Raw genomic sequence first — 12,986 nt, 5'->3', positions numbered from 1 at the left:
ATATGTCAAAAATTTTTAATATTTATTGCGATGAATCGGGACATTTGTTAAATGACCAATCGCCGGTCATGACTCTGGGTTTGATTCGGTGTCCATTAGAAAAGACTAAAGAAATTTCAATACGTCTGCGTGAAATTAAGCAGAAACATAAGTTACCTGCTAACTTTGAGATTAAATGGAACAAAGTATCGGAAACCAAACTATTGTTTTACTTAGATGTGGTGGATTATTTTTTTGATGATGATGATTTGTTCTTTCGTGCGGTCATTGCAAATAAGAATGGATTAATACACGATGAGTTTGCACAAACTCACGATGATTGGTATTACAAAATGATGTTTCTTTTGATTAATACAATCCTTAATCCAGAAGCGAGTTATCGTATTTATTTGGATAAAAAGGACACAAGAAGTGGGTTCAAGGTTTGTAAATTACATGAGGTGTTGTGTAATAGTCAATATGATTTCGATCGGAATATTATCCAGAGAGTTCAAGTAATTGAATCGCATGCAGTAGAACAGCTACAACTTGCTGATTTATTAATAGGTGCAGTAGGGTACGTAAATAGGGGTTTATCTGCGAGTTTAGCCAAGAATAGACTAATTGAACGCATAAAACAACGTTCTAGATATGATTTAAATCGCTCTACATTAAGGCAGGAGTCGAAGTTTAATTTATTTCAATGGCAAAGCCGGCAGGGGAAATCTGATTATGAATGATTGGCTTCCTGCGTTAATAAAGTTCAACGGTGATTGGCCAAAATATTTGGAACAAATATATGCGCAGTTCTATCAGGATTTTGAAGTTACCAAGCCAAAGTGGAGTACAGGGCAAAGGGTCTCTTTAAAGAAACATCCGAAATATGACAATAAAAGCGCTACTTTTTGGCATATGATTTCCGAGGGGCATGTTGAGGAAGATCGAATACCAAATATTCGGCGTTGTGAAAGAATTTCTTGGCTTAAAGTAATGATGGAAAAGTTTGATAATAAAAAGCCTGACCAAACATCAGAAGTATTCTGGTGGAAGGAAAAGAGGGGGAGCGAAGAACGTTTTGTAATATCGTTAACCGATTTTAGTTATGTTCTTGTGGTAGCAGATAGGGGTGATTACGTCTTGCCTTGGACAGCATATTTGGTTGAGTATAATCATCAACGTAAAAAACTCAAGAGTAAATATGAACAATACTGGGCATTAAAAGGCTGAAGCCGCCCACAAAGTGGACGGCCCCGTTACTCCTTCAACTCTTACCAAGATACTTGTGGTTGATGAGCTGTCGTCATTCTATTGCAAATCAAAGATTGTGTCAAATATTGAAATTTCAAGAAAATTTATGAATTTTAGGAAGAGTATCAGTTTATGATAAGTTCTTTTGTTTATCGCATCCGCCCCGAAATCCGCTCCATGGGCGCATACCACGTTGCTGATGCGACGGGTTTGATTAAACTGGATGCGATGGAGAATCCGTACACCCTGCCGGATGATTTGAAGGCGCAGTTGGCGCAGGAATTGGCGCAGGTGGCGATGAATCGTTATCCGATTCCGACGTACACGGCGCTCAAGGATGAATTGCGCCGCTACGCGCAGATTCCGGCGGATAAAGAGATTTTGTTGGGCAATGGCTCGGATGAGTTGATTGCCATCCTATCGCAGGCGATTGCTAAAAAGGGTGCGCAGTTATCCGATGCTGTGACGGTGCTCGCACCTGCGCCGAGCTTTGTGATGTACAAACTCTCAGGCGTGTTCAATCATTTGAATGTGGTGGAAATACCACTGAATGCGGATGATTTTTCGCTGGATGCGGAGGCGTTCATCGCGGCGATTGAGCAGCACCATCCGGCGCTGGTGTATCTGCCGTTCCCGAATAATCCGACGGCGAATTTGTTTGACGAATCAGCCATGCGCCGCGTGGTTGCAGCGGCTCGCGACAGCATCGTGGTGGTGGATGAGGCTTATCAGCCGTTCGCGCAGGCGACTTGGATGTCGGCTTTGGCAGAGTTTGAGAATCTGCTGGTGATGCGCACGGTGAGTAAATTGGGCTTGGCGGGCATTCGTCTGGGTTATATGGCGGGCAGTGCAGCGTTGATTTCTGAGCTGGATAAGGTGCGTCCACCGTATAATGTGAATGTGTTGACCGAGACGGCGGCGACTTTTGTGCTGCGTCATGCGGATGTGTTAGACGAGCAGGCGGCGGCGATTCGCGCCGAGCGTGCGATGGTGTGCGCTGAGCTGGCGAAATTGCCGCAGTTGCGCGTGTATGAGACGGCGGCGAATTTTGTGCTGGTGCGTTTGGATGACACGTTGAGTGCGGATCAGGTATTCGCGGGGATGAAGGCGCGCGGCGTTTTGATTAAGAATATGAGCGCGGCGCATCCGCTGCTGCACAATTGTCTGCGCATCACGATCAGCACGCCGCAGGAGAATGCGGCGATGCTGGCGGCTTTATTCGCGTCGTTGTCGGTGTGAATAGGATCAGCGCTTCATTCAGCGCAGGCGTGTAATAGATAGAGATAGGGGCGCAGCCATGCGCCCCTGCGAATGAATAGTGAATTGATATTGGGGGAAAAAATGGGTGCAACGCAAATCCAACGCACAGCGCATGTGGTGCGCAATACTTCAGAGACGCAGATTGAAGTTGAGTTGAATCTGGATGGTACGGGCGTGGGGCATTTGGACTCCGGAGTGCCGTTTTTGGATCATATGTTGGATCAAATTGTGCGTCACGGCTTGATGGACTTGACGGTGAAGGCGACGGGCGACACGTATATTGACGACCACCACACGGTGGAGGATGTCGGGATTGCGCTCGGTCAGGCGTTTGCGAAAGCGGTCGGCGATAAAAAGGGCATGGTGCGCTATGGTCACTCGTATGTGCCGCTGGATGAGGCGCTCTCGCGCGTGGTGATTGATTTTTCCGGTCGTCCGGGGCTGGAATTGCACGTACCGTACACGCGTGCGCGTGTGGGGAATTTTGATGTGGATTTGACCGGTGAGTTTTTCCGCGGTTTTGTCAATCACGCGCAGGTTACATTGCACATCGACAATCTGCGTGGTGTGAATGCGCATCATCAGATCGAAACGGTGTTTAAGGCGTTCGGCCGTGCGTTGCGCATGGCGGTGGCGATTGACGCGCGTGCGGCGGATCAGGTCGCCTCAACCAAAGGGACTTTGGTCGGGTAAATATTCATGGATTATCTCAAAGTTTTCGTCGCCTTAATCGCGCTGGTGAACCCGCTGGGTATATTGCCCATGTTCATCAGCTTGACGCACGATTTTACAAAGGTGCAAAAGAAAAATGCGATTCGTGCGGCATCATTGACCGTTGTTGCGGTGATTGTGGTGTGTGCGCTGCTGGGCGAGCACATCATTAAGTTTTTTGGGATTTCCACGGCATCTTTGCAGGTGTCAGGCGGTTTGTTGATTTTACTGATGGCGTTGAATATGTTGAACGCGCAACCCGGCGGCGCACGCACCACGCTGGAGGAGCGCGACGAGGCGGAGCATAAACACACCATCGGTGTGGTGCCGCTGGGCATTCCGTTGCTCACAGGTCCGGGTGCGATGAGTACCGTGATTGTGATGGCGCACAATGCGAAACGCACGATGGATTATGCGGTGATTATCGGCAGCGGCGTGGTGATCGCGGGGCTGGTGTGGCTGACCTTGCAGATGGCGCAGCCGATCGCGCGCACGTTGGGACGCATTGGGATTAATATTGCGACGCGAATCATGGGTTTGCTGGTCGCGGCGGTGGCGGTGGAGTTTATCGTGGATGGATTGACGACGATGATTCCGGCGCTGGCCAAATGATGTGAATGAGTGGTATGAATTTAATTGCAATTTTAGATTACGGCATGGGCAATCTGCGCAGTGTGGCGCAGGCGATGAAAACTGCAGAGCCCGAGGCCGATGTGCGCATCACGCACGAGCCTGAGGTGGTACGTGCGGCGGAGCGCATCATTTTGCCCGGACAGGGCGCGATGCCCGAATGTATGGCGAATTTGCGTGCCAGTGGCTTGCTCGACGCTTTGAGCGAAGGTGCGAAAAACAAACCGCTGCTCGGCGTTTGTGTTGGTGAGCAAATGCTGTTCGGTCATGCGGAGGAGGGCAATTCGCACGGCTTGGGCTGGTTCGCCGGTGAGGTGGTTCGGTTTCGCGTGGACGATGCGCGCGATGAAAACGGTGCGCCGCTCAAAGTGCCGCATATGGGCTGGAATACGGTCAAGCAAACGCGTCCACATGCGCTCTGGGCGAATATCCCCGATAATACGCACTACTACTTTGTGCACAGCTACTACGTGAATCCGTTTGACGCGGATTTGACGGTCGGCGAATCGGTGTATGGTGCGCCATTCACCTGTGCGGTGGCACGTGAGAATATTTTTGCGACCCAGTTTCACCCAGAAAAAAGTGGTGATTTGGGCTTGCAGATTTACCGCAATTTTGCGGGCTGGAAACCTTAACGTATTTCCGACGTAGCGAATTTTTAACCCATAGATTTAAAGAGAGAAAGATATGTTGTTGATCCCAGCCATCGACCTCAAAGACGGCCAATGCGTGCGTTTGCAACAAGGCGAAATGGATCGCGTGACGGTGTTTTCCGATGCGCCGGAGCAAATGGCGGCGCACTGGGTGGCGCAAGGCGCGCGTCGCCTGCATTTGGTTGATCTGAATGGTGCGTTCGCCGGAAAACCGGTGAATAAAGCGGCGATTCGAGCGATTTTGGACACGGTTGGCGACGATATTCCGGTGCAAATCGGCGGCGGCATTCGTGATTTGGAAACGATTGAACGTTACCTCGACATGGGCATCAGCTACGTCATCATCGGTACGGCGGCGGTGAAAAACCCCGGCTTTTTGCAAGAGGCATGCATTGCCTTTGGCGGCCACATCATCGTCGGACTGGATGCGAAGGACGGCAAAGTGGCGACCGACGGCTGGAGCAAAATCACCAAGCACGAAGTCACCGATTTGGCGAAAAAATACGAAGACTACGGTGTGAATTCGATCATCTACACCGACATCGGTCGGGATGGCATGTTGCAAGGCATCAACATCGACGCGACGGTCAAATTGGCGCAGGCTTCGACCATTCCGGTGATCGCATCGGGTGGCCTGTCGAATATGGCGGATATTGAAAACCTCTGCGCCGTGACCGACGAAGGCATCGAGGGCGTGATCTGCGGTCGCGCGATTTACTCAGGCGATTTGGATTTCGCAGCGGCGCAGGCGCGCGCGGATGAGCTATTGGGCTTGGCATAATGTTAACGAAACGAATTATCCCCTGTCTGGACGTGACTGCCGGTCGCGTGGTCAAGGGCGTGAACTTTGTCGGTTTGCGCGATGCGGGTGATCCCGTGGAAATCGCGCGCCGATACAATGAGCAGGGTGCGGATGAGCTGACTTTTTTGGACATCACCGCGACCTCGGACGATCGTGATTTGATTTTGCACATCATCGAGGATGTGGCCTCGGAAGTGTTTATTCCGCTGACGGTCGGTGGTGGCGTGCGCAAGGTTGAGGATGTTCGGCGTTTGCTCAATGCAGGCGCGGATAAGGTGTCGATGAACTCGTCCGCAGTCGCTAACCCGCAGTTGGTCAGGGATGCGAGTGATAAATACGGCTCGCAGTGCATCGTGGTGGCAATTGATGCCAAGCGCGTGGCTGGCTCGCCGGATGATGCCCCGCGTTGGGAAGTGTTTACGCATGGCGGGCGCAAGGGCACGGGTATTGATGCGATTGAATGGGCGCGGCAAATGGATGCGCTGGGCGCAGGTGAGATTTTACTCACCAGTATGGATCGCGATGGTATGCAATGCGGCTTTGACCTTGCATTGACGCGTGCGGTAGCGGATGCGGTGCGCATTCCGGTGATTGCCTCCGGTGGCGTGGGCAATTTGCAGCATTTGGTGGATGGGATTAAGGATGGTCGCGCCGATGCGGTGTTGGCCGCGAGTATTTTTCACTTCGGCACCTATACGGTGCAAGAAGCGAAGGCATTTATGGCCGAGCAGGGAATTTGTGTTCGGTAATGAGCAATAAAGTTAGTGAATGATAACTTTATGTTTCGATTTTGAGAAATAGGTATTATAGTGGAACGATTCAATCGGATTGAGTGGGACGATCAGGGGCTGATTCCTGTGATTGTTCAGGATCATGAAACGCATAAAGTCTTGATGTTTGCGTGGATGAACCGTGAGGCATTGCAAAAAACCATGGAGCTGCGCCAGGCGGTGTATTTTTCGCGTTCGCGCCGCAAACTGTGGTTCAAAGGCGAAGAGTCCGGCCATGTGCAACACGTCAAATCCCTGCGCATGGACTGCGATCAGGATGTGCTGCTGCTGACGGTGGAGCAGGTCGGCGGGATTGCGTGTCACACGGGGCGTAACAGCTGCTTTTTTGAATCGTTTAACTTTGATGCGCAGGCTTGGGAAGTGACCGAGCCGGTGCTCAAAGACCCTGCGCTGATTTATGCGTCGGATGTTGAGAATTCAGATATGCCGCCAACTGAGAGCCGTTTATGAATATGCAAAGCGTGTTTGAACAACTGAGCGCGACCATCGAATCGCGCAAAACCGCGAACCCCGACAGTTCGTACGTTGCCAAATTGTTTCACAAAGGCGCGGACAGCATTTTGAAAAAAATCGGTGAAGAGGCGACAGAGGTCGTGATCGCAGCGAAAGACGAAAACCGCGAACAGATCGTGTACGAGTCGGCGGATTTGCTGTTTCATCTGATGGTCATGTTGGCCCAGTATGATTTAACGTTGGCCGATGTGGCGGACGAATTGGCGCGTCGTGAGGGCTTGTCGGGCTTGGTGGAGAAAGCCTCGCGCAGCGAATAATCGAAGGTATGTTGAAAGTTGGTGTTTACTAACTCGGATTAAAAATAGAGGTCAATATGAGTGCAGACTGCATTTTTTGTAAAATCGTTTCTGGTGAAATCCCTGCCGGTAAGGTGTATGAAGATGATGAATTCGTTGCGTTCAAGGACATCAATCCCGCCGCGCCGATTCATATTTTATTGATTCCCAAAGCACACATCGAGACGCTGGCGGACTGTCAGACGCCCGAACGTGCGGCGATGGTTGGGCGCATGATGGCGCTCGCGCCACAAATCGCACTGGACAATGGCGCACCGGCCTTGCCGCAGGGCGGCTTTCGCGTGCTGATGAATGTCGGCCCAGCCGGCGGGCAAGAGGTGTATCATATGCATTTGCACATTTTGGCAGGCCCGCGTCCGTGGCGCGGCTTTGCCAATGCTCAGTAACAGATTGATTTTAAACAGATTGAGGAGTACGACATGGGTGGATTTAGCTTAACGCACTGGATTATTTTGCTGTTGGTCATCGTGTTGATTTTCGGCACGAAAAAACTGCGCAACACCGGACGCGACTTGGGTGAAGCGGTGCGCGGCTTTAAAGAAGGCATGAAGGGCGAGGAAGAAAAAGCGGGTCAAGTGGGCAAGGCGCTGGAGGATAACAAAACCATCAACGCCGAACAAAAAGACAAAAGCCATTCCGCGTAATTGACCGCATTTTAGCCGAGTACATACGCTATGTTTGATTTGGGTTTGTCCAAAATTTTCATCCTCGCGATCGTCGGGCTGATTGTTTTGGGGCCGGAACGTTTGCCAAAAGTCGCCCGTATTGCCGGCGCGCTGTTTGGTCGCGCGCAGCGTTATGTTCAGACGGTCAAAGACGAGGTCACGCGCGAGATGAATACCGCTGAATTGAATGAAATCAAGGGTATGGCTCAATCGGTACAGAGTGAGATTCGTTCGGCGGAACAGCAGATGCGCCAGTCGTGGCAGGACACGCACGATGAGTTGCAGCAAGGCTATGAAAGCTTGTCTCTGGGTAAGCCGGTGGACAACAGTGCCTATCAAAATGCTTTGGCCATTGCGCGGGCGCGGCGCACCGGTCGCGCCAGTTGGCAAGTCAAATTGGGTAAAACCCCGCAGTGGTATAAGGCGCAGCAACGTTTACCCAAACGGGTGCGAACTGAGGCGGCGCGTATGTCGATTCATCGGGCGCATCAGAAATCAACACGCGCGCGCGGTTTTTTTTAAAAAGGCCGATTTGTCCCCATTTGTTGAATTTTCCCTAATTCCCCATTTTCGCGCATGATCCGCACGATTCAATAATTGAAGTTATTTATGGTTCAAAAACTCAACACCCCCGAACAAAAGGATGACGAAGCGATTGGCTTGGATGGTTGGATGGCGCATTTGGTTGAGCTGCGCGATCGTCTGATTCGCAGCGCGGCGGCCGTGTTGATCGTGTTCGTGGCTTTGTTTTACTGGCGCAACGGCATTTTCGAGCTGTTTTCCGCGCCGATGGTACGCAGCCTACCCGAAGGCGCACGCATGATTTCTACCGAAGTGACCTCGAACTTTTTCGTGCCGATTAAATTCGTGCTGTGGGTGTCGTTTGTCGTCGCCTTGCCGGTGGTGTTGTATCAGGTTTGGGCGTTTGTCGCGCCGGGTTTGTATGCGCGCGAGAAAAAATTGGTCGTGCCGGTGGTGGTGTCCTCGTATCTGTTGTTTTTGGTCGGTTCGGCGTTTGCGTATTTCATCGTCTTTCCGACGGTGTTTAAACTTATGGCCAGCCTTACGCCGCATGGCGTGGAGATGGCGACCGATATTGATCGCTATTTGAGTTTTGGGCTGGCGATGTTTTTAGCATTTGGCTTGGCTTTTGAGGTGCCGGTGGTGGTGGTGGTGCTGGTCAAGCTCGGTTTCGTGTCGATTCAACAGCTCAAAGAGTGGCGGCCGTATATGATCGTCGGTGCGTTTGCCGTATCGGCACTGGTCACGCCGCCGGATGCAGTCTCCATGCTGCTGCTGGCGATCCCTTTGTGTTTGTTGTATGAGGTCGGTATTTGGGCGGCGCGCTTTGCTGTGCCCAAAGATGCGACAGATGCGGCATAAATCCAATTGAATTAAAACAGGTAATAACCATGAGTACAGCACACGATTTTATTCGATTTGCATTGGCGCAGGACGTGTTGCGTTTTGGCGAATTCAAAACCAAAGCGGGGCGTTTGTCGCCCTATTTTTTTAATGCCGGATTGTTCTACGACGGCGCGAGTTTGGCGCAACTGGCCAATGGCTACGCAGAGGTATTGATCGAACGCATGGGGCAAGGCTTTGCATTTGATGCGCTGTTTGGCCCGGCATATAAAGGCATCACGCTCGCTTCGGCCACCGCGATGGCGTTGGTGCAAAAAGGGCACAATGTGCCGTATGCCTACAACCGCAAAGAGGCCAAAGACCACGGCGAAGGCGGTGTACTGGTCGGCGCGCCGTTGGAAGGCAAACGTGTGGTCATCGTCGATGATGTGATTTCGGCAGGTACATCGGTACGCGAATCGGTCGAGATGCTGCGCGCGGCGGGAGCAACGCCGGTGGCGGTGCTGATTGCATTGGATCGTATGGAAAAAAGTGGCAATGCGACCGAGGTGGGCGAGTTTTCTGCGGTTCAGGCGGTGGAGCGGGATTTTGGGATCCCGGTATTCGCGATTGCCAACTTGAGCGATTTGATGAGCTATTTGGATGCGCAGTCCTCGCCGGATTTGGTGCAGTACCAAGCGGCGGTGAAAGCCTACCGTGAGCGCTATGGCGTTTAATGAATTGAAATAAGTGATTCACAATGTCTCGCGCGCCTAAAAAATCCGGCCACAATCATGCAAAAAAGCGCACACAAGCGGCGCAACATCCATTTTTTGCCAAACAATTGGCCATAAAAAATTTGAGTCCCGATCAGTGGCAAGCACAATTTTTGGCGCAATATGAACGCGGTGCGTACGAGCAGGCTTTACAGACGGCGCTTGATTTTGTCAAACAGCACCCGCGCATTGCTTCGGTCTGGACCGACGCGGCGACCTGCGCAGTGTACTTGCAAAAATGGGATGTGGCAATTGACTGCTGCCAGCGGGCATTGGCACTCGACCCGGATTTGTTAGCGGCTTATGATGGCTTGGCTCATGCTTATGGCGCGCAGGGTGAGACGGATCATACACGCCAATATGGCTTGACCGCATTGACCATGCGTCATCAGCGCTTTGGTTTGCGCGCGCCTTTCGCGTGGGATGTGAGCGCTTTGTCCAAACCAGAGATAGCGGGTGAGCGCATCATTGCGTTTTCGCTGTTTGGTTCAGACTCAAAGTATTGTGAAACCGCCGTGCTCAACGTCATCGAGCAAAAGCGCGTGTATCCCGATTGGCGTTGCCGATTTTATGTCGATGACAGTGTGCCAGAGTTTATTCTTTCGAGACTGCGGGAACACGGGGCACAAATCATGCTGGTCGATGATGAGGTCAAAACTTGGCCTGGCGCAATGTGGCGTTTCGCGGCTTATGATGATCCAAATGTCAGTCGAGTGATTTTTCGGGATGCTGATTCAGTGGTGTCAAAGCGTGAAGCCTTGGCAGTAGAGGATTGGGTGTGTAGTCAACAGCCTTTTCATATGATGCGCGATGCGGGTAGCCATACCGAGTTGGTTTTGGCTGGGCTATGGGGCTGCGTTCGAGGCGCTTTACCTCCGATGAGTCAAATGGTAGGAGATTATTTGACCAAAACGTCACCGGATGAACGCTTTGCCGATCAGTATTTTTTGCGCGAATATGTTTGGCCGTATATGCGCGATCACGTTGTACAACATGATTCAAAGTTTGGCTTTTTGAATGCGCGGGCATTTCCGCTGGAGGCACAAGCAGGCGAACGCAGTATCGGTGATGCCGAAGGCATTACTTTTTTTGATGCGCCTGTGAATGCGCCAGATGGAACCACTGTGTACTGGAGCCTATGGCATCACGTGGATGGAGCGGAACAACAGATTTGCCGTTATCCCGCAGTGGTACAGAACAATACGATTCGGGCGCATATTCCGCGGCGTTATACGCAGAAACTGAACAGGGAATACTTGCTCAAGGTGCAATGTCCGACCTAAGCTGCTGAGCTTCCAGCCAGTCATACACAGCATTACCGAGTAGAATCTGTTCGGCGCGGTGTAGGTCCGATAAAGTCAGTTTTTGCTGACGGATTCTTTTCTCAGGGTTGCGCAATTCTAAAGTGCGCACCACGCTGGGCAATAGCCCGCTCGCCAGCGGTGGGGTGTACCATGCGCCATCCAATTGCAGCAGTATGCAGCTGCGTGCGCCTTCGGTGATTTCACCTCGTTCATTCACGAATACATAATCGAATAGTCCCTCGGCCTTGGCTTGCGCCAGCGCGTGGTTGTAGGCCGCACGCATACTGGTTTTGTGCGCGAGCATGGGGTTGGCGCTGTGCATCGGCTCGGGGTAAACGGCAAACGGTACCGGCGTGGTCCAGGCTTCCAATGGCGCCAACTGCGCGGTAAATGTGCCATCCGAATTTAAGCTGATGCGCAGACGCAGGGCGCTTTCCTTGGGTGAAGTTGCCGCGAGGGCTTGCGCATGCTGCCGTGCCTGCTCCAAACAGGCCGAAAATGCGTCCTCATTCCACACGAAGTTCAATATCTGCGCACTGCGCATCATGCGCTCGCGATGTGCGTTTAAATATTCCTCAGGTACGCGCCATTGTTGCACCCGGGCAGTAACGGGTTCGCGAATCAAGCGCATGGTTTCGATCAGCTCAAAGGGTGCGGTGTGGCGGGCAAGGAATTGGGCTTTGAGCGCGCATTCCTGCCACTCCGCCTCTGCCTCCGAGTCGTAGGTAATGCCTGCACCGACCGAACATTGGATTGGCCAGCGCGCTATGCCATACGGCTCGATGATCGGTGTGGCGCGGGTTTCCAACGTGCGAATCGCGACATTCATACGCATTTGCAACAGGCTTGGTTCGTTGGCATCGCGCTGAATGTAGCCGATGGCGCCACAGTACGCACCGCGCGCGTAGGGTTCAATGCCTTGGATGATGCGCAGCGTTTCGTGCTTGGGCGCACCGGTGATGGAGCCGCAAGGGAACAGCGCGTCGAATAGCGCCAGAAGCGACGGCTGTGCGCGCAATTCGGCCTGAACGGTCGAAGTCATTTGCAAAATCGAGCCGTAGGATTGAACGTGGAATCGTTCGGGCACGTGTACGGCGCGGGTTTGCGGCAGACGCGCGACGTCGTTGCGCAGCAGGTCGAGAATCATCAGGTTTTCGGCGCGGTTTTTCTCGTCATTGGCCAATGCGTCGGCGATGCGCGCGGTTTCTTCGGGCGTTGCGCCCAGAGGCGCGGTGCCTTTCATCGGGCGGGTGCGCAGTTGCAATCCGTCCAGCTCAAAGAATAGTTCGGGCGAAAAAGACAGCAAGCTGTTTTCAGGGAGCAGCAGCAGTCCGGCATAGGGCACATTCACCGCGCGCACCAGTTGCGCAAACGTGGCGAACAGGACGCTATCGTTGTTGTTCGGGTGCGCCGCAGAGCTTTCGTCATTTGGAACAAAGGCGCGCAGTTGTGCGCGATACGGGAAGGTGAGGTTGACTTGGTAGGTCTGTCCGGCGGCGATGCGCTCGCGTATTTCGGCAATATTGGCGTGAAATTGCGCCGCAGAAATTGCCGCTGTCGGTGTGGACAGATGCGTTTGGGTGTGCGGATTGGCCTGCGCATCCAGCCACGCCAAAGCCGCATTTTTATCCAATAAGCGCAGCGAACGGAATGCAACCGCCTGCAATATCGGTGTGCGCGGTAGCTCCTCGTCCACTTGTGGTTTGATGATTTCGGGTAAATGCGTGGCGCTGGAGAATGCGCGGTAGGCCTCAAATGATAGGCTCAATATGATGAATGCGCCGTCATGCGCCGCTTGCTCGATGTCGTGGAGGGCGCGGTGAATATCGGCGGCAGCACTGTCTGCTGGACATAGCCACACACGCTCGGCCTGCTCGTACAGGCGGCAGCGGGCGTCGGTCTCGTTGGAGTCGAACAGCAGGGCGCTCAGCGCGGACGGCGGGCGAGTCGAAAGGTGCGGAAGCGGTTGAATATCGGACATGGCGATATTGTGACGAAGCGGCACAAAAAAAGC

Annotated in this window: 17 protein-coding genes; 16 read left to right on the top strand and 1 reads right to left on the bottom strand. The window is 52.6% G+C overall.

From position 1 onward, the window contains the following. Window positions 1-2 precede the first annotated feature (2 nt). The 16 genes from ACZ41M_RS08165 (at window position 3) to ACZ41M_RS08090 (ending at window position 10,951) form a co-directional block, all read left to right on the top strand. Window positions 3-719 carry a DUF3800 domain-containing protein gene (locus ACZ41M_RS08165; RefSeq protein ID WP_464731637.1) on the top strand — a complete coding sequence of 239 codons (717 nt, stop codon included), beginning with the start codon at window positions 3-5 and terminating at the stop codon, window positions 717-719. Next, on the top strand, window positions 712-1,206 hold the full coding sequence (locus tag ACZ41M_RS08160) for a hypothetical protein (RefSeq protein WP_464731638.1): 495 nt from the start codon (window positions 712-714) through the stop codon (window positions 1,204-1,206). The genes ACZ41M_RS08165 and ACZ41M_RS08160 overlap by 8 nt, the downstream gene beginning before the upstream one ends. A gap of 153 nt (window positions 1,207-1,359) precedes the next feature. After that, window positions 1,360-2,466: a histidinol-phosphate transaminase gene (gene hisC / locus ACZ41M_RS08155; protein ID WP_464731639.1), complete on the top strand. Its 1,107-nt coding sequence runs from the start codon at window positions 1,360-1,362 to the stop codon at window positions 2,464-2,466. A gap of 102 nt (window positions 2,467-2,568) precedes the next feature. After that, window positions 2,569-3,180 (top strand): imidazoleglycerol-phosphate dehydratase HisB, encoded by a 612-nt coding sequence (hisB, locus tag ACZ41M_RS08150; protein ID WP_464731640.1) that lies wholly within the window; start codon window positions 2,569-2,571, stop codon window positions 3,178-3,180. Window positions 3,181-3,186: 6 nt separating this feature from the next. Next, the gene (locus tag ACZ41M_RS08145; protein WP_464731641.1) at window positions 3,187-3,810 is read left to right on the top strand and encodes a MarC family protein; all 624 of its coding nucleotides are present in this window, start codon (window positions 3,187-3,189) and stop codon (window positions 3,808-3,810) included. 14 nt (window positions 3,811-3,824) lie between these two features. Continuing rightward, window positions 3,825-4,463 carry an imidazole glycerol phosphate synthase subunit HisH gene (gene hisH / locus ACZ41M_RS08140; protein ID WP_464731642.1) on the top strand — a complete coding sequence of 213 codons (639 nt, stop codon included), beginning with the start codon at window positions 3,825-3,827 and terminating at the stop codon, window positions 4,461-4,463. A 52-nt stretch (window positions 4,464-4,515) separates the two neighbouring features. After that, window positions 4,516-5,262: a 1-(5-phosphoribosyl)-5-[(5-phosphoribosylamino)methylideneamino]imidazole-4-carboxamide isomerase gene (gene hisA, locus ACZ41M_RS08135; protein ID WP_464731643.1), complete on the top strand. Its 747-nt coding sequence runs from the start codon at window positions 4,516-4,518 to the stop codon at window positions 5,260-5,262. Continuing rightward, window positions 5,262-6,032 carry an imidazole glycerol phosphate synthase subunit HisF gene (gene hisF / locus ACZ41M_RS08130; protein ID WP_464731644.1) on the top strand — a complete coding sequence of 257 codons (771 nt, stop codon included), beginning with the start codon at window positions 5,262-5,264 and terminating at the stop codon, window positions 6,030-6,032. Before hisA ends, hisF begins: the two co-directional genes overlap by 1 nt. A gap of 60 nt (window positions 6,033-6,092) precedes the next feature. After that, window positions 6,093-6,524, top strand: coding sequence for a phosphoribosyl-AMP cyclohydrolase (hisI, locus tag ACZ41M_RS08125; RefSeq protein WP_464731645.1), 432 nt, complete (start codon window positions 6,093-6,095; stop codon window positions 6,522-6,524). A gap of 2 nt (window positions 6,525-6,526) precedes the next feature. Continuing rightward, window positions 6,527-6,844 carry a phosphoribosyl-ATP diphosphatase gene (locus ACZ41M_RS08120; protein ID WP_464732174.1) on the top strand — a complete coding sequence of 106 codons (318 nt, stop codon included), beginning with the start codon at window positions 6,527-6,529 and terminating at the stop codon, window positions 6,842-6,844. Window positions 6,845-6,900: 56 nt separating this feature from the next. Then, complete coding sequence (locus ACZ41M_RS08115) at window positions 6,901-7,269, top strand: histidine triad nucleotide-binding protein (protein ID WP_464731646.1); 369 nt, start codon at window positions 6,901-6,903, stop codon at window positions 7,267-7,269. Window positions 7,270-7,302: 33 nt separating this feature from the next. Next, window positions 7,303-7,527 carry a Sec-independent protein translocase subunit TatA gene (tatA, locus tag ACZ41M_RS08110; protein WP_464731647.1) on the top strand — a complete coding sequence of 75 codons (225 nt, stop codon included), beginning with the start codon at window positions 7,303-7,305 and terminating at the stop codon, window positions 7,525-7,527. A gap of 45 nt (window positions 7,528-7,572) precedes the next feature. Next, the gene (gene tatB / locus ACZ41M_RS08105; RefSeq protein WP_464737490.1) at window positions 7,573-8,070 is read left to right on the top strand and encodes a Sec-independent protein translocase protein TatB; all 498 of its coding nucleotides are present in this window, start codon (window positions 7,573-7,575) and stop codon (window positions 8,068-8,070) included. Window positions 8,071-8,157: 87 nt separating this feature from the next. Next, window positions 8,158-8,931, top strand: a complete 774-nt coding sequence (gene tatC, locus ACZ41M_RS08100) for a twin-arginine translocase subunit TatC (protein WP_464731649.1) — start codon at window positions 8,158-8,160, stop codon at window positions 8,929-8,931. A gap of 29 nt (window positions 8,932-8,960) precedes the next feature. Beyond that, complete coding sequence (gene pyrE / locus ACZ41M_RS08095; RefSeq protein WP_464731650.1) at window positions 8,961-9,629, top strand: orotate phosphoribosyltransferase; 669 nt, start codon at window positions 8,961-8,963, stop codon at window positions 9,627-9,629. A gap of 23 nt (window positions 9,630-9,652) precedes the next feature. Further along, window positions 9,653-10,951, top strand: a complete 1,299-nt coding sequence (locus ACZ41M_RS08090; protein ID WP_464731651.1) for a hypothetical protein — start codon at window positions 9,653-9,655, stop codon at window positions 10,949-10,951. Here the strand turns inward: ACZ41M_RS08090 and ACZ41M_RS08085 are convergent. After that, window positions 10,929-12,977: a chorismate-binding protein gene (locus ACZ41M_RS08085; protein WP_464731652.1), complete on the bottom strand. Its 2,049-nt coding sequence runs from the start codon at window positions 12,975-12,977 to the stop codon at window positions 10,929-10,931. The two genes, ACZ41M_RS08090 and ACZ41M_RS08085, sit on opposite strands and share 23 nt — an antisense overlap. Window positions 12,978-12,986 lie beyond the last annotated feature (9 nt).

This window comes from Puribacter membranae, assembly GCF_055380425.1.
Note: the sequence above shows the minus strand (reverse complement) of the source record. Positions and strands in the feature narration are given on the sequence as shown.